This window comes from Burkholderia sp. AU32262 (assembly GCF_020419985.1).
GTDB classification, from domain to species: domain Bacteria; phylum Pseudomonadota; class Gammaproteobacteria; order Burkholderiales; family Burkholderiaceae; genus Burkholderia; species Burkholderia semiarida.
Map to the genome: position 1 here is coordinate 346,138 of NZ_JAIZRS010000004.1, position 15,630 is coordinate 361,767.

Annotated in this window: 13 protein-coding genes and 1 pseudogene; 4 read left to right on the forward strand and 10 right to left on the reverse strand. The window is 69.0% G+C overall.

Annotated elements, in window-relative coordinates; genetic code table 11:
* Positions 1-13 precede the first annotated feature (13 nt).
* Positions 14-1,615, forward strand: a complete 1,602-nt coding sequence (gene ahpF / locus LGN10_RS06785) for an alkyl hydroperoxide reductase subunit F (RefSeq protein WP_060311130.1) — start codon at positions 14-16, stop codon at positions 1,613-1,615.
* Between the two features lie 95 nt (positions 1,616-1,710).
* Here the strand turns inward: ahpF and LGN10_RS06790 are convergent, their stop codons facing one another.
* The 6 genes from LGN10_RS06790 to LGN10_RS06815 form a co-directional block, all read right to left on the reverse strand.
* The gene (locus tag LGN10_RS06790; protein ID WP_226222433.1) at positions 1,711-2,502 is read right to left on the reverse strand and encodes an extensin; all 792 of its coding nucleotides are present in this window, start codon (positions 2,500-2,502) and stop codon (positions 1,711-1,713) included.
* A 159-nt stretch (positions 2,503-2,661) separates the two neighbouring features.
* Complete coding sequence (gene lpxO / locus LGN10_RS06795) at positions 2,662-3,561, reverse strand: lipid A hydroxylase LpxO (RefSeq protein WP_060311132.1); 900 nt, start codon at positions 3,559-3,561, stop codon at positions 2,662-2,664.
* A 207-nt stretch (positions 3,562-3,768) separates the two neighbouring features.
* Positions 3,769-4,323 (reverse strand): carboxymuconolactone decarboxylase family protein, encoded by a 555-nt coding sequence (locus LGN10_RS06800; protein ID WP_089465534.1) that lies wholly within the window; start codon positions 4,321-4,323, stop codon positions 3,769-3,771.
* A 25-nt stretch (positions 4,324-4,348) separates the two neighbouring features.
* Positions 4,349-5,683 (reverse strand): aspartate aminotransferase family protein, encoded by a 1,335-nt coding sequence (locus tag LGN10_RS06805; protein ID WP_226222435.1) that lies wholly within the window; start codon positions 5,681-5,683, stop codon positions 4,349-4,351.
* 15 nt (positions 5,684-5,698) lie between these two features.
* A complete protein-coding gene (locus tag LGN10_RS06810) occupies positions 5,699-6,076 on the reverse strand; it encodes a hypothetical protein (protein ID WP_226222437.1) in 378 nt (125 codons plus the stop codon).
* 186 nt (positions 6,077-6,262) lie between these two features.
* Complete coding sequence (locus tag LGN10_RS06815) at positions 6,263-9,802, reverse strand: ATP-binding cassette domain-containing protein (RefSeq protein ID WP_226222439.1); 3,540 nt, start codon at positions 9,800-9,802, stop codon at positions 6,263-6,265.
* Positions 9,803-9,921: 119 nt separating this feature from the next.
* On the opposite strand from LGN10_RS06815, the gene LGN10_RS06820 reads away from it, so the two are divergent.
* Entirely contained in the window at positions 9,922-10,869 is a 948-nt protein-coding gene (locus LGN10_RS06820) for a LysR family transcriptional regulator (RefSeq protein ID WP_226222441.1), read from the forward strand.
* A gap of 46 nt (positions 10,870-10,915) precedes the next feature.
* Here LGN10_RS06820 and LGN10_RS06825 read toward each other — a convergent pair whose 3' ends face one another.
* Positions 10,916-11,287, reverse strand: a complete 372-nt coding sequence (locus LGN10_RS06825; RefSeq protein WP_124859261.1) for an MAPEG family protein — start codon at positions 11,285-11,287, stop codon at positions 10,916-10,918.
* A 306-nt stretch (positions 11,288-11,593) separates the two neighbouring features.
* On the opposite strand from LGN10_RS06825, the gene alr reads away from it, so the two are divergent.
* Complete coding sequence (gene alr / locus LGN10_RS06830; RefSeq protein ID WP_226222443.1) at positions 11,594-12,715, forward strand: alanine racemase; 1,122 nt, start codon at positions 11,594-11,596, stop codon at positions 12,713-12,715.
* A 203-nt stretch (positions 12,716-12,918) separates the two neighbouring features.
* Here the strand turns inward: alr and LGN10_RS06835 are convergent, their stop codons facing one another.
* Entirely contained in the window at positions 12,919-13,713 is a 795-nt protein-coding gene (locus tag LGN10_RS06835; protein ID WP_226222445.1) for an enoyl-CoA hydratase, read from the reverse strand.
* Positions 13,714-13,918: 205 nt separating this feature from the next.
* Between LGN10_RS06835 and LGN10_RS33630 the strand changes: the two are divergent.
* Positions 13,919-14,099: pseudogene (locus tag LGN10_RS33630) on the forward strand (LysR family transcriptional regulator); the annotation flags it as partial.
* Positions 14,100-14,120: 21 nt separating this feature from the next.
* Here LGN10_RS33630 and LGN10_RS06840 read toward each other — a convergent pair.
* Complete coding sequence (locus tag LGN10_RS06840) at positions 14,121-15,074, reverse strand: hypothetical protein (RefSeq protein ID WP_226222447.1); 954 nt, start codon at positions 15,072-15,074, stop codon at positions 14,121-14,123.
* 23 nt (positions 15,075-15,097) lie between these two features.
* Positions 15,098-15,568, reverse strand: coding sequence for a DUF3592 domain-containing protein (locus LGN10_RS06845; RefSeq protein WP_124859271.1), 471 nt, complete (start codon positions 15,566-15,568; stop codon positions 15,098-15,100).
* Between the last annotated feature and the right edge of the window lie 62 nt (positions 15,569-15,630).

The following is a 15,630-nucleotide window of genomic DNA, read 5'->3' on the forward strand; positions in this document are numbered from 1 at the left end:
AATCCGAAACGCCATGCTCGACGCCAATCTCAAGAATCAACTGAAAGCGTACCTCGAAAAGATCACGCGCCCGATCGAACTCGTCGCCTCGCTCGACGACAGCGCGAAATCGCAGGAACTGCTGGCGCTGCTGAACGAGATTGCGTCGCTGACGGATCGCGTGACCGTGACCGAACGCCGCGACGACGCCGAGCGCAAGCCGTCGTTCTCGATCGGCGAACCCGGCAAGCCGGCCGGCATCCGCTTCGCCGGCATCCCGATGGGCCATGAATTCACGTCGCTCGTGCTCGCCTTGCTGCAAACGGGCGGCCATCCGATCAAGCTCGACGACGACGTGATCGAACAGATTCGCGCGCTCGACGGCGACTACGCATTCGAAACGTATTTCTCGCTGTCGTGCCAGAACTGCCCGGAAGTCGTGCAGGCGCTGAACGTGATGTCGCTGATCAACCCGCGTATCCGCCACGTCGCGATCGACGGCGCGCTGTTCCAGGATGAAGTCGAGTCGCGCCAGATCATGGCCGTGCCGACGATGTTCCTGAACGGTGCGTCGTTCGGCCAGGGCCGCAGCAGCGTGAAGGAAATCCTCGCGAAGCTCGATACGGGCGCCGGCGAACGCGCGGCGAAGTCGCTCGAGAACAAGCCGGTGTTCGACACGCTGATCGTCGGCGGCGGCCCCGCGGGCGCCGCCGCGGCGATCTACTCGGCACGCAAGGGCATCGCGACGGGTGTGGTCGCCGAGCGTTTCGGCGGCCAGGTGCTCGACACGATGGCGATCGAGAATTTCGTGTCGGTGCAGGAAACCGAAGGGCCGAAGTTTGCGACCGCGCTCGAACAGCACGTGAAGCAGTACGACGTCGACATCATGGACGTGCAGCGCGCCGACGCGCTGATTCCGGGCGACGTGCATCAGATCCGTCTCGCGAACGGCGCGGTGCTGAAGGCGAAGACGATCATCCTCGCGACCGGCGCACGCTGGCGCGAAATCAACGTGCCGGGCGAGCGCGAATACCGCAACCGCGGGGTCGCGTACTGCCCGCACTGCGACGGCCCGCTGTTCAAGGGCAAGCGTGTCGCGGTGGTTGGCGGCGGCAACTCGGGCGTCGAGGCGGCGATCGACCTCGCCGGCATCGTGAAGGAAGTCACGCTGATCGAATTCGGCGCGCAACTGCGCGCGGACGAAGTGCTGCAGCGCAAGCTGCGCAGCCTGCCGAACGTGACGATCGTCACGCAGGCGCAGACGACCGAGCTGACCGGCGACGGCAGCAAGCTGAACGGCCTCGTCTACAAAGATCTGCGCTCGGGCGACACGCAGCGCATCGATCTCGAAGGCGTGTTCGTGCAGATCGGCCTCGTGCCGAACACCGAATGGCTGAAAGGCACGGTCGAGCTGTCGAAGCACGGCGAGATCGTCGTCGATGCGCGCGGCGCGACGTCGGTGCCGGGCGTGTTCGCGGCCGGCGACGTGACGACGGTGCCGTTCAAGCAGATCGTGATCGCGGTCGGCGAAGGCGCGAAGGCGTCGCTCGGCGCGTTCGACCACCTGATCCGTCAGGACGTGGCGGCGCCCGTCGCAACCGCGCAGCCGAAGGCCGAAGAAGCGGTCGCCGCCTGACGCACGTCGGCCCGACGACATCAAGGTTTGTCTCTCTTGGCCCCGCATGCCTTGGTCGGCGTGCGGGGCCCTTTTTATGCCGAAAACGCGCGCGGTTACTTGGTTGCAGCCGAGCCGCCGTCCGCCGGCGCAGGCGCCGTCGCCTTGAAACTGCTCGACTGCCTGACCAGTTGCTCGGTCATCGCGGCGGCCACCGGATTCGCGCCGGAGGACGCACCGCCCTGCCGGTACGAACCGGTGCTCGCCGGCATCGACTGCATCGATGACGTCGACGGCGGCGGCAGCGACGGATCGAGCTTCGCCGATTCCCTGACGAGCGCGGCCGTCTCCGGCGTTTCGGATTTCGTCGCGGCCGGCCGCGCGGCGGCCGCATGGCGTTCGAGGCCGTCGCGCTTGCGCGGCGCGCGCTGCGTGACCTGCGCGGGTGCGGTTGACTGAGCCGACTGAGCGGGCTTGGCGGCCGGCGCGGGAGCCGGCGTGGGGGTCGAATCCTGCGCATCCACCGTCACGACGTTGACTTTCGGCGGCGGTGCGGCCGGCTTCGTCACCGGTTGCGGCTTGTCGCTGACGACCGGAATCGCGGGAACCGGCGCAGGCGCGGCGCCGACGCGTGCGGTTGCAGCCGGCGCGGGTGTGGGTTCGGGAGGCGACGGGGCAGCAGCCGCCTGCTTCGGCGCCGTCGCGGCAGCCGGTGCGGGCGGCGCGATCGCGCCCTGCGCCGCGTGATCGTTGCCCGCGGGCGCCGACGCAACGGGTGCGGCCGCGTCGCCGATGCCGGCGTCTTCGATCGCACGGTGGTCCGCGCGCAGCAGCATCACGTACGCGGTGCCGGCCGCGGCGACCAGGAGCCCGCCGGCGATCATCATGGTCTTACGGGTACTCGTCATGCTTGCTCACCGATCATATCCATGTGAACAAGCCATCATACGCGGCCAACGTCCGTTGATCCCGGACGAATACATTTGGTTGCATTGATCGCGGGCGAGGCCGTCGGCGCCCTGCCGTACGCCCTATCGTCAGACGGAAGAAACGCCCGCCGTCGCCCGTCAGATGCAGAAAATCGCGACCGCGATCCCGCCGAACAGCAGCCACTTGACGATGTAGTACACGGTGCGATTCCACGCCTTCAAGCGCTTGCCGGCGCGGCGAATCGCATACAGGTACCTGAACGCGCGATTGAGCCCGCCCGTGCGATCGCCGGTTTCGTTCGGCGATGCGGCCGCGCGCATCAGCAGTTGCCCGAACGCATCGTTGATGCGCTGCGCCCAACGGTATTTCATCGGGCGATCGATGTCGCAGAACAGGATCACGCGATCGTGCGCGGTGCGGTTTTCGGCCCAGTGCAGGTACGTCTCGTCGAACATCACGGCCTCGCCGTCGCGCCATGCATACGATTCGCCGTCGACGACGATCCGGCACGCGTCGTCGTTCGGCGTAGCGAGCCCGAGGTGGTAGCGCAGCGAGCCCGCATACGGATCGCGATGCAGCCCGAGCTTCCCGCCCGGCGGCAACTGCGCGAACATCGCCGCCTTGATCGACGGAATCCGCGACAGGATCTCGACCGAACGCGGACACAATGCCTGCGCGGACGGATGCGGCGCGTCATACCACTTCAGGTAGAAACGCTTCCAGCCGTGGCGAAAGAACGAATTGAAACCGATGTCGTTGTACTCGCCCGACGCCTTGATCCGGCTCGCGTCGCGCAACGCGAGCGCTTCGCTGCGAAACGTGCGCCATTCGCGCTGCAGCACCGCGAGCTCCGGAAAGTGCCGCGTATCGAGAAACGGCGTGGTCGGCACCGACGAGAACGCGTACGAAAAGCAGTTCAGCGGTGCGGTAAAGGTCGAGTGGTCGGATAGTTGCCTGAACAACCGGTGCCGAACCTTGCCGCGCCGATGCGTGTACACGACACACGCAATGAACACGATCAACAGGACCCAGCGCATCGATATTTCCCCCGTAAGCTATTTGCCGAAATTCTAGGGAGGGGAAAAATTTCCTGCTCTGACGGGTAGGTCGTGCTGTGTACGCCTTACAACACGCCGAAGTCGCGAAACGATTCGTGCCGAAACGCCGAAAAGCCCGCGCGTACGTGCTTTTCGGGCCATCCGGACGCGCGTGCGGCATGCTGCCGCCGCACGCGCCGGCAGCGATTATTCCGGAAACGGCAAATCAGTTTGTCCGTCCGCGCGCATATCGAACGTGTTGAGCGTCATCGCGACGAGCGCGTAATAGCCGAGCAGCGCGACGAGGTTCACCACGGTCTCGTGGCCGAAGCGGGCCCGCGCACGCGCGAACGTCGCATCGCTCACACGGCGCGTGTCGTACAGCTCGGTGGCGAATGCGTGGATCAGCGCGTCGTCGTCCGATTCGAATGCGGGCGCGACGCCGAGCCGGATCGCGTCGGCCGTCGCGGCCGGCACGCCGGCCTCGAGCGCGATCGGATGATGGATGTGCCACTCGGCCTGCGAGCGCCAGCGCGCGGCCGTCACGAGAATCGCGAGCTCGGACAGGCGCAGCGGCAACCCCGTGCGGTAACGGCAGAACGCGCCGAGCTTCTGCGCGTGCTCGGCCAGCTCGGGGCTCGCGATCCAGCCGAGGAACGGCCCGTTCAGGTTGCCGCGCGGGCCGCTGAGGATATCGGCGAGCACGGCCTTCTGTTCGTCGGTGGCCGACGCGGGATCGAAAGGAGGCAGTCTGTCTGTCATGATGAGAATGCAGTGGGGTCGGGGTTCACGCGGCGGCCGATGCGAGCGCCGCGCCGATCGCGCCGGACAGCCGCTCGACGATCGTATCGATCTGCTGCGCGGTGCAGACGAACGGCGGCGCGATGAGGATGTGATCGCCATGCACGCCGTCGATCGTGCCGCCCATCGGATACACCATCAAGCCGCGCTGCATCGCCTCGCGCTTGACTGCCGCGTGCAGCTTCAACGCAGGATCGAACGCCGCCTTGGTGTCGCGATCGCGCACGAGCTCGACGCCGACGAACAGCCCGCGGCCGCGCACGTCGCCGACATGCGGATGCGCACCGTAATGCGCGCGCAACGACGCACGCAGTTGCTCGCCGCGCGCCTTCACGTTGTCGAGCAGCTTCTCCTCGGCGATCACGCGCTGCACTTCGAGCGCGGCCGCGCAGGCGGTCGCGTGGCCGATGTACGTGTGACCGTGCTGGAAGAAGCCCGAGCCGTCGACGATCGTTCGATAGATGCAATCGCTCACCAGCGTCGCACCGATCGGCTGGTAACCCGCGCCGAGCCCTTTCGCGATCGTCAGCAGATCGGGCGCGACGCCGTCCTCATCGCACGCATACAGGTAACCCGTGCGCCCCATCCCCGACATGATCTCGTCGAGGATCAGCAGCACGCCGTACTTGTCGCACACCGCGCGAATCTTTTTCAGGTAGGTACGCACCGGCGGCACCGCGCCGGCCGTCGCGCCGACCACCGTTTCCGCGACGAACGCCGCGACGTTTTCCGCGCCGAGTTCGACGATCTTCCGTTCGAGCTCGTCCGCGAGGCGCTGCGCGTACGCTTCCTCCGTTTCACCGGCCTGCTGATCGCGGTACGCATAGCACGGGCTCACGTGATGCGCGTCGATCAGCAGCGGCAGGAACGGCTCGCGCCGCCATGCGTTACCCCCGATCGCGAGTGCGCCAAGCGTGTTGCCGTGATAGCTCTGGCGCCGGGCGATGAAATGACGGCGCCGCGGCTCGCCCTTCTCGACGAAGTACTGGCGCGCGAGCTTCAGCGCGGCCTCGATCGCCTCGGAGCCGCCCGACACGAAATACACGTGGTCGAGCCCGGCCGGCGCGCCGTCGACGAGCCGGTCGGCCAGTTCCTCGGCCACGTCGGTCGTGAAGAACGACGTATGCGCGTACGGCAATTGCTGCGCCTGCCGCTTGATCGCATCGATCACGCGCGGGTTGCTGTGGCCGAGACACGAGACGGCCGCACCGCCGCACGCATCGATATAGCGTTTGCCGGTCGAGTCGACGATCTCGATGCCGTCGCCTGCGACGGCGACGGGCAAGGTGGCGCGCGGGGCGCGATGGAAAACGGTCGTCATGCGTGGCCTCATGGATCAGGATGCGCGGTGCGTGTGCGCGGACGCCACGATGCGCGTCGCGAAGCGCTGCGTGCCGTGTTGATGGACGGTGAAGGCGATCGCGGTGTCATGAATCTCGAACACCGCGGTCGCGAGCGTGTTCTCGTCGTCGCGATCGGTCGGACCGTCGCGGTAGATCGGCAGCCCTTCCGGTGCACGATCGCCGAGCACGCGCAGCAGCGCGGCTTCGTCGATCGCGTCGGCGACGAACGGATGGCCGCGCCAGCCGCGCACGGCCTGCCATGCACGGCTCTGCCGCATGTACGCGTCGAATACCGGCCGGGCAAGCTCGCCGAGGCGCACGCCGATGTCGAACGGCGTGCCGGCGATGACGGGCGAAAGGGAAAGCGGCATGTCGTGCAAAAGAGTCCACTCCGGTGACAGGTAGCGTGCGCCGGGTTGGCGCGCCCCGTCAAACGATGCCGGGACGCACGTCGTCACGATCACGCAACACGCGATGACGAATTAGACAATCACACAACATATGTTGTCAATACCTGGATACGGACAACACCGGATGCAGCCGCGCTCGCTGCCCCGTCACGCCGCGACCCCGCTCGCCTGATGCGACACGAGCCGCGCATACGCGCCCTGCCGCGCCATCAGCTCCGCATGGCGGCCAGCCTCGATCACGGCGCCCTGCTCCATCACGAGGATCAGGTCGGCATGACGCACGGTCGACAGCCGGTGCGCGATGATGATCGACGTGCGCTGCGTCATCAGGTCCTCCAGCGCCGCGCGGATCTGCTGCTCGCTGATCGTGTCCAGGTGCGACGTCGCCTCGTCGAGGATCAGCACCGGCGCATCCTTCAGGAACGCGCGCGCGATCGCCACACGCTGGCGCTGGCCGCCCGACAACTGCACGCCGCGCTCGCCGACGCGCGTCGCGAGCCCGTCCGGCAACCGCGCGACGAAATCGCCGAGCGCCGCGTGGTCGATCGCGCGCCGCACGTCCGCGTCGGACGCATCGTTCGCGGCGAGCCGGATGTTCGCGTCCAGCGTGTCGTTGAACAGATAGGTATCCTGCGCGACGAGCGCGATGTGCTGCCGCAGATCGTCGAGCCGCAGGTCGCGCAGGTCGACGCCGCCGAGCGTGACGCGGCCCTGCTGCGGATCCCAGAAGCGCAGCAGCAGGCTCGCGACGGTCGACTTGCCCGCACCCGATGCACCGACCAGCGCGACCGTGCTGCCGGGCGGCACCTCGAAGCTCACGCGGTCGATCGCGGGCACGCCGCGGCCCGGATACGTGAACGACACCGCGTCGAACCGTACCGCCGGATTCCCGGGCATCGCGTGCGCGCCGTCCGTCACCGTCACGGGCTCCTTCTCCAGCGCGCGCAAGCGGCGCGTCGACGCGATCGTGTCGGCAAGCTGGCGCGCGACCTGACCGATTTCGGCCACCGGCATGAACGCGGCCACCGCGACGAGCACCAGCAGCGGCAACGACTCGTGCGGGAACCAGCCGCGTGCGCACAACCACGCGCCGAGCGCGGCAACCGCCAGCCCGCCGAGCCCGCTCGCGACTTCGAGCGCGGCGCTTTGCGTCGACAGATCGTCGAGCAGCTTCGCGCGCTGCCGACGATACGCATCGGCCTCGGCCACGAATGCGGCGCGCCGGCGTGCGATCGCCTGGAACGCGGTCAGTTCCGCGAGCCCCTGGATCGTTTCGGTCAGGTGCGCGCCGAGCCGGCCGAGCGCTTCGCGCGCGCCGGTGCCGAGCCGGTCGACGTCGCGGCGGGCGAGCACGGGCGCGAGCCCGGCCCACAGCAGGAACGGCAGCAGCACGAGCGCGAGCGGCCATGCGACCGACGCGAGCAGCACCAGCACGCCGGCCGGCACGAGCACCGCGACGAACGCGGGCGCGAGCGTATGCGCGTAGAAATATTCGACGGTCTCGACGTCCTGCGTCGCGAGCGACACGAGATCGCCGGAACGGCGGCGCAGCAGCCCGGCCGGCGCGAGCCGCTCGAGCGTCGCGAACAACGCGATGCGCATTTCCGCGAGCAGCCGGTACGCCATGTCGTGCGCGAGCCACGATTCGAGCCAGTGCAGCACGGCCGCGACCGGCGCGATCACGAGCAGCGCGGCCACCAGCCCGGTGCCGACATGACCGGTCGGCACCGCGCCGACCACCCGCGCGCCGAGCACGCCGACGCCGATGAATGCGAGCACGCGGCCGATCCCGAACAGTACGGTCAGCACGACCTTGCCCTTCCATGGACGCACGAAGCGCAGCAGCGTCCGCAACGTCTCCGGCCAGCCGATCGTCGCCGCGTCGTCGTTCAGCGGCCGCACCTGCGGGCCCGACGACGCGCGCGCGGTCGCGCCGGCCGGGGTCGCCGCGCCGACGGATTCGGCGACCGCTTCCAGTTGCGGCCCCATCAGGCGGCGATACGGGCCGTCGCGTGCGATCAGCGCCGCGTGCGTGCCTTCGTCGACGACCTGCCCCTGGTCGAGCACCAGGATGCGATCGGCGCCGATCACGCTGGACAGCCGGTGCGCGAGCACCAGCGTCGTGCGCCCGCGCGTGAGCCGGTCCAGCGCCTGCTGGATCAGCGCCTCGTTTTCCGCATCGACGGACGACAGCGCCTCATCGAGCAACAGGATCGGCGCATCGCGCAGCAGCGCGCGGGCAATCGCGATGCGCTGGCGCTGACCGCCCGACAACATGAGCCCGCGCTCGCCGATGCGCGTCGCGTAGCCATCGGGCAGCGCCGAGATGAAATCGTGCGCGTTGGCGGCGCGCGCGGCGGCGATCATCTCCGCGTCGCTCGCGTCGGGGCGGCCGAGCCGCAGGTTGTCGGCGACGCTGCCATCGAACAGCGTCGCATCCTGCGCGACGACCGCGATCATCTCGCGCACCTGATCGGCATCGAGCGTGCGCACGTCGTGGCCGCCGATCCGGACCGCGCCGCCCTGCGCATCGTGCTGGCGCAGCAGCAGGCGCACGATGGTCGACTTGCCGGCTCCGCTCGGCCCGACGATCGCGACCGTCTCGCCCGCGCGTACCGAGAAGCTCAGCGCCGCATGGGCCTCCGCGCGGCGCCCCGGATACGCGAAACTGACGTCGTCGAACGCGATCTCCGGCCGCAGGCCCGCTACGCGCGGCGCATCGACGCGAGGCGCGGCGCCGCCCGCGTCGAGCAGCGCGTGGATCGCATTCGCCGCCGACTGACCGATCATCCCCTGATGCAGCACCGCGCGCAGGTCGCGCAACGGGCGGAAGATCTCGCTGCCGGCCATCAGCACGATCAGCAGCGCTTCGAGGCTCATGTCGCCGTGCCGCACGCGCCATGCGCCCACCGCGATCGCCGCGGCCGCGCCGAGGCCGGTGCCGAGATCCGTGAAGAACCGTGTCAGCAGGCCGAGCGCGAGCACCCAGAACGTGCTGTCCGACAACGCGCGCGCCTTCGCGGCCAGCTTCGCGCCGAACGCGGTGCTCTGCCCGAACGCCTTCAGCGTCGGCAGGCCCTGCACCGCGTCGAGAAATTCCTCGCCGAACGCCTTGAACGCGGCCGAACGGGCGAGCGCCGCGCGTTTGTCGGCGCGATGCACGAGCTGCGGCAACGCGAGCGTGACGAGCGCCGCGACGAGCAGGATCGCGGCCGTCGGCACGTCCCACCACGCGAGCACCGCGAAGATCATGAGCGGCGCGCACGCGGCGATCACGAGCTGCGGCAGGTAGACGCCGAAGAAGGTCTGCAACTGCTCGACGCCATCGACGACGGCGAGCATCACGCCGCCCGTGCGTTCGCCGCTGAACCAGGCGGGGCCGAGCGCGGCGATCCGGTCGAACAGCCGCGCGCGCAGCGTCGCCTGCACGCGGCCCGCCGTATGCTGCGCGAGCACCGTGCGGCGATGATCGAGCCATGCGCGCAGCAGCACGCAGGCCGCCGTTGCAACGACGGCTTCGCCGATGCCGCGCGCCGGCGCGCCGGAAAACACCAGCGCCAGCACGCGGCCGAGAAACACGAAGCGGAGGATGCCGACACCCATCGCGAGCAGCCCGAGCGCGACGGCCGCCGCCACCCGCCAGCGCAGTCCCGCCATCATCGCCCATAGTCGTCGGTCGAAATACATGAAGCCCTCCGGTCGGTGTTTGGTTGCGTTCTGGTTGACCGGATCGAGGCTACCCGCGCCGCCCGCGCGCGGCAAAAGATGATTTTTCAACGGGTGTTGAGTCAACTACAATACCCCGCATGTCGCACCTTCCTCCCCTCAGCGCACTGCGTGCTTTCGAGGCGGCCGTCCGCCTCGGCGGGTTCGCGCGCGCGGCGGTCGAGCTGAACGTGTCGACCAGCGCGGTCAGCCACCAGATCCGTTCGCTCGAGGAATCGCTCGGCGCGCGGCTGCTCGAACGCAGCACGGGGCTCGGCGGCATCGGCCTCACGCCGGCCGGTGCGCGGCTGCTGCCGGCCGTCAGCGATGCGCTGTCGCGTCTCACCGACGCGTGCAGCGAGATTCGCGGTGCCGCGCAACGGCTCACCGTGTCCGCCAATGCGCCGTTTTCGTCGATGTGGCTCGCGCGCCGGCTGGCGGAATTCTCGTCGCTTCATCCCGACACCCCGCTGCACGCGGTCGTGCTCGACGACGAGCCGGATTTCGCGCGCAGCGGCGTCGATCTGGCGATCGTGCACGTACCGGCGCACCGGCTGCGGGCCGACGACGACGTGCTGATGCGGGAAACCGTGTTTCCGGTCTGCAGTCCCGAGCTGTTTCCGTACGCGTCTGGGCACGTATGCCGCTCGCGGCTGCTGCAGGAAATGCACGAAGACAGCCCCGAGATCGACTGGCGCAACTGGGCCGTGCAGTTCGGCTTGCCGGACGACTTCGAGACGAAGATCGTCCGTTACAGCAGTTTCAGCCAGGTGATCGGCGCGGCCGTCGGCGGCGCCGGCATCGCGCTCGGCCGCGTGCCGCTGATCGAGCCCGAGCTGCGCAGCGGGCGTCTGGTGCCGCTGGTGCCGGGCCTCGCGCGCGACGCGTCGTGGCGCTTCGTGCTGCGCCGCCATCCGGCGACGCAGCACCGGCTGCTCGATCCGTTGATCGCATTCCTGCGCAGCGAAGCGGACGCGCCGCCGTTCGTCTCGAAGATCGTTGCGCCCGCATCCAACGACAGTCACGCACGGGGCGCGGGCGGGGCCTGACGGGCCGCATGCAACGCCGGCAGCGCGTTTGCGTATGACCGGCCGCTTACGGCGTCGCGAAGAACAGCGCGACGACGCACGCCATCCCGCCGAACCACACGAGCGAACGCAGCGACGCCCAGTTCAGCAGGTACATCAGCGCATAGGCGACGCGGATCGCGACGAACGCGATCGCGAGCTGGTCGACGCGATGGACGTTCGCGCCGTTGTGCCACGCCACGACCAGCGCGACCGCGAACAGCGCGAGCGCTTCCCATGAATTCTGATGCGCGGCCTGCGCGCGGGCGCGCCAGCCTTCGAGCTTCGCGAGGTAATCGCGCGGCGTACGGTTGTCGTAACCCTTGCGGGCCTTGGCGAGAAACGTCATCGGGAACGGCAACAGCGCCACGATGAACAGGCACAGCTGGGACGTCGTCATCCAAGTCTCCTCCGTTATGATTACATTGGTCAATGACAAGATCGCCGAGAGCTTAGCATTGCACCGTGCCGTTCGCGCACCGGTTTTCTAGACGGCAGACTCGGCCGCGCAGGCCGCGGCGGGCGGCGCCTGCCCCGTCCTGTCGCGGCACCCAACTTTCCACCAAATCGTCGATAAATACGTTAATTAAAACTGGTCGAACACCAATAAGATAGCGCTCGACACTGGCTGGGCGCGCGATCGCGCCGGCCTGCCGTTTCACTCCACGCCCCGTGCGCCGAACGACATCCGACCCGAGCCCTTGCCATGCCCCGTCCCATCGTCGCCCATATCCGCCCCGACGCCGTCCGCCACAACCTCGACTTCATCCGCCGCACCGCCGCGCAATCGCGCGTGTGGGCCGTGATCAAGGCCAACGCGTATGGCCACGGCATCGAGCGGATCTACCCGGGCCTCGCGGCCGCCGACGGCATCGCGCTGCTCGATCTCGACGAAGCCGTGCGCGTGCGCGAGCTCGGCTGGGACAAGCCCGTGCTGCTGCTCGAAGGGATCTTCGAGCCCGCCGACGTCGAGCTGGCCGATCGCCATCGGCTGACGGTCGCCGTGCACTGCGACGAACAGCTCGACCTGCTGATCGCCGCGAAGCCGCAGCAGCCGATCGACATCCAGCTCAAGATGAATTCCGGCATGAACCGGCTCGGCTATCGGCCGGCCGCGTTCCGCGCCGCGTGGGAACGCGCGGCGAGCGCGCCGTCGATCGGCAAGATCACGCTGATGATGCATTTCGCGAACGCCGACGAAGGCGAAGTCGACTGGCAGCTCGACCAGTTCGACGCGATCACGGCCGGGATTCCGGGCGAGCGCTCGGTGTCGAATTCGGCGGCCGTGCTGTGGCACCCGCGCGCGCACCGCGACTGGGTGCGCCCCGGCACGATCCTGTACGGCGCTTCGCCGACGGGCGCCTCGCGGCATATCGCCGACACGCCGCTGACGGCCGCGATGACGCTGACGAGCCGGATCATCGGCGTGCAGACGCTGGCGCCGGAGGAAACCGTCGGCTACGGCCGCCGCTTCACGGCCGATCGGGCGATGCGGATCGGCGTCGTCGCGTGCGGCTACGCGGACGGCTACCCGCGCCATGCCCCGACCGGCACGCCGATCGCGGTGGACGGCGTGATGACGCGCGTCGTCGGCCGCGTATCGATGGACATGCTGACCGTCGACCTGACACCGTGCCCGAACGCGGGCATCGGCTCGAGCGTCGAGCTGTGGGGCGACAAGGTGAAGGTGGACGATGTCGCGCAAGCCAGCGGCACGATCGGCTACGAGCTGATGTGCGCGCTCGCGCGCCGCGTGCCGGTCGTGATCGTGCCGCCCGGGGCGACGAGCGTGCACCCGGCGCTACGGACCGGCAGCTACGGACGCTGACGGGCGGCGGTGCTGCGATGCTGCGATGCTGCGATGCGTGACAGCGTCGCCGCACATGCCGTGCCGCGTGCTGGCCGGCCGCCTCACGCGGCCCGTCAGCTCTGCGGCGAACCGCCCACGCGCACCGGCGACGACACGGTACGTCGTTGCGCGTTGCACAACGCCGGGCGCCGACGCGCGCTCTGTCCGCTTCCGTCAACGCATCACGAACGCCACGTCGGCTTGCGCTTCTCGAGAAACGCGTCGATGCCCTCGCCCGCATCCTCTTCCATCATGTTGCGCGCCATCACGTCGCCCGCGTACGCATACGCTTCGTCGAGCGGCAGCTCGCGCTGACGATAGAACATCTGCTTGCCATATCGCACCGCGGCCGGGCTCTTCGCGACGATCTCCGCGACCTTGCGCGCGACGGCCGCATCGAGCGCGTCCTCGGGCACGGCTTCGTTGACGAGCCCCCACGCGGCGGCTGTCGCCGCATCGACGAAGCGGCCGGTCACCAGCATGTCGAACGCGCGCTTGGCCGCGACGTTGCGGCTCAACGCGACGGCCGGCGTCGAGCAGAACAGCCCGACGTTGATGCCCGACACCGCGAAGCGCGCGGTATCGGCCGCGATCGCGAGATCGCACGCGGCGACGAGCTGGCAGCCGGCCGCCGTCGCGATGCCGTGCACGCGCGCGATCACCGGCACCGGCAATGCGCGCATCGCGAGCATCACGCGGCTGCACTGCGCGAACAGCGTGCGGTAGTAGTCGAGTTCGGGCTTGCCGCGCATCTGCCGCAAGTCGTGGCCCGCGCAGAATGCCTTGCCTTCGGCGGCCAGCACGACGCAGCGCACGTGCGGATCGGCGGCAAGCGTATCGAACGCATCGTGCAGGGCCGAAAGCATCGCTTCGGACAACGCGTTGAACTGCTGCGGGCGATTCAGGCGCAGCGTGACGACGCCGTCGCGCGTGTCGCGCAGCAGGGCCGGCCCGGCTGTCTCGTGAATGGGTTCCATGATGTTCGGCTCGACGGGGTTCGGCAGGGTTGAGGGGCGATGCGAACGAGCGGCCATCGCGCCCGCCCGCTCGCGGCATGTCGGGGAAATGGTCCTCCACATTCGGCACGACGTCCAGCCGCGCCGCCGCATGCGCAGGCACGCCGGCCCGTCGGCCACCGCGCGACGTGCGATGCCGCTCGCCCGTCAACGGCGCCGTTGCGCGCCGTGCTTCCGCGCCGACGCCGAGCCTGAACTGGTGCGCCTGATGGAGCGGCGATGCAATCATTTCACCGTGTGGCTCGTCGCCCGTGCCGATCTCTACAAGACCGCATGTACGGGCGGTGATCGAAGCCGTCGTCGACGAATTCGCGACGGCGGCGGCGGGCCCGGTCGTGGGCCGATAGCGGACCGCCAGGGCCGGTGCGTCAGCGCGGCTGATACGCGCCGTCCGCCGCGGACCAGCGAAACGTCCGGCGCCATTTGCCGCCGCGCTCGCGCAACTGCAGGTCGCGGAAGCCATCCGTCGACGTCGACAGCACGCTCAGCGTATTGCTGCCTTCGGTGATGTCGTGATCGCGCGTGCCGTTGCGATGCCAATCGCCTGCGATATCCCGGTAGAACATCATCGGCTGCGCGAACACGACGCGCAGCGTCTTGCCGTCGATCCGGAACAGGTACAACGCCTCGAACGACGCACCGCCGCCGGAATAACCGATCGACCAGCCCGCCCGCACCCCGAACGCGGCATCGCCCGCCCGCAGCGCATACGGCGCGAGATCGAACCGCGACCACCGCTCGGGACGTAGCACGCGATCACCCGGCGGCTTCGCCTCCTCGAGGTAGTCGGGACTGTCGAGATTCGTGTTGCTCCAGTCGGTGGCCTGGTCGAGCGGCTGTTCGGTTCGCGCGACGAGGCGCGGCACGCCGTCCGGGCCGCGCTCGAACACGCCCAGCCGGACCAGTTCCTTCTGATCATCGGCCTCGGCGTGGCGCTCGAAGCCCTCGCAATCGGTGGGTGCACGGAATCGCAGCGCCTCGCGCGCCGACTCGTCGGTCGGCGCCACGCAAACGATCGCGACGAACGCGCCGGGACGCTGCGGCCACGGTTTCGCGCCGGCCAGCACGACACGCGCAAGCGGCTGGCCCGGCGCAAGCTGCGCCACCAGCCCCTCCTTCGTGAAGCCGGGCGGCAAGTGCACGCCGAAACCGTCCGCTTCCGGCGCGCCGCTCATGTCGCGCGCATACGCGGCGCGGGCGTCGGGCGAATCGAATTTCCCGGGCACCTGATCGAGCGAATGCGCGGTGCCCGCCGCGTGCGCGGCGCAGCCCGCGAACGCGGCGCCGATCGCGACGAGCCACGGCATCAAGCGAATTGTCATGCCGGAATGTCCTGTGAAGTGTTTCAGTGCGCGGCGGGCGGGCGCACCCGGTTGCGCCCGCTGCGCCACGCGCGCACGCCAGACCACAACTGACCGACGCCGACGGCGAAAAAGACCGCGCCCATCGCGCCGATTGTCAGCACGCCGCCCCAGATCGCGCCGAACGTATTGAGCCGCGCCGTCATCCTCGGCGCGTCCGGCGCATAGCGCACCTCGACCGTCGCGCCGTCCTGCACGCTGACCTCGCCGCCCTGCGCATATTCGACCTGCTCGCCCGCGAGCGTCGTGAACGCGATCTCCGGATGATGCTGGCCTGCGTTCAGCTTGACAACGCGCCCGGGTACTACGACCGACGCGCGCAGGAATTCGCGCGTCGACTGCGCATGCAACGTGACGCCGATCAGCACGCACGTGCCCACGACGGTAAAAACGACGCCCTTCGCGATCAGCGTTTCCGTGTGCCGCACAGCGGGTCGCACGTATTCGGATGCCATCGGTTTCGTTCCGTTCATGATGTTCGTCAATGCCGGGCGTGGGGGGGGGGGGGGGGGGGGGG

Bases quoted from the DNA above. Each gene is read 5' to 3' on its own strand.
- LGN10_RS06815 (WP_226222439.1), bottom strand. From the start codon at position 9,802: ATGTATTTCGACCGACGACTATGGGCGATGATGGCGGGACTGCGCTGG.
- ahpF (WP_060311130.1), top strand. From the start codon at position 14: ATGCTCGACGCCAATCTCAAGAATCAACTGAAAGCGTACCTCGAAAAG.
- LGN10_RS06825 (WP_124859261.1), bottom strand. From the start codon at position 11,287: ATGACGACGTCCCAGCTGTGCCTGTTCATCGTGGCGCTGTTGCCGTTC.
- LGN10_RS06845 (WP_124859271.1), bottom strand. From the start codon at position 15,568: ATGGCATCCGAATACGTGCGACCCGCTGTGCGGCACACGGAAACGCTG.
- LGN10_RS06805 (WP_226222435.1), bottom strand. From the start codon at position 5,683: ATGACGACCGTTTTCCATCGCGCCCCGCGCGCCACCTTGCCCGTCGCC.
- LGN10_RS06800 (WP_089465534.1), bottom strand. From the start codon at position 4,323: ATGACAGACAGACTGCCTCCTTTCGATCCCGCGTCGGCCACCGACGAA.
- LGN10_RS06790 (WP_226222433.1), bottom strand. From the start codon at position 2,502: ATGACGAGTACCCGTAAGACCATGATGATCGCCGGCGGGCTCCTGGTC.
- lpxO (WP_060311132.1), bottom strand. From the start codon at position 3,561: ATGCGCTGGGTCCTGTTGATCGTGTTCATTGCGTGTGTCGTGTACACG.
- alr (WP_226222443.1), top strand. From the start codon at position 11,594: ATGCCCCGTCCCATCGTCGCCCATATCCGCCCCGACGCCGTCCGCCAC.
- LGN10_RS06820 (WP_226222441.1), top strand. From the start codon at position 9,922: ATGTCGCACCTTCCTCCCCTCAGCGCACTGCGTGCTTTCGAGGCGGCC.
- LGN10_RS06810 (WP_226222437.1), bottom strand. From the start codon at position 6,076: ATGCCGCTTTCCCTTTCGCCCGTCATCGCCGGCACGCCGTTCGACATC.
- LGN10_RS06840 (WP_226222447.1), bottom strand. From the start codon at position 15,074: ATGACAATTCGCTTGATGCCGTGGCTCGTCGCGATCGGCGCCGCGTTC.
- LGN10_RS06835 (WP_226222445.1), bottom strand. From the start codon at position 13,713: ATGGAACCCATTCACGAGACAGCCGGGCCGGCCCTGCTGCGCGACACG.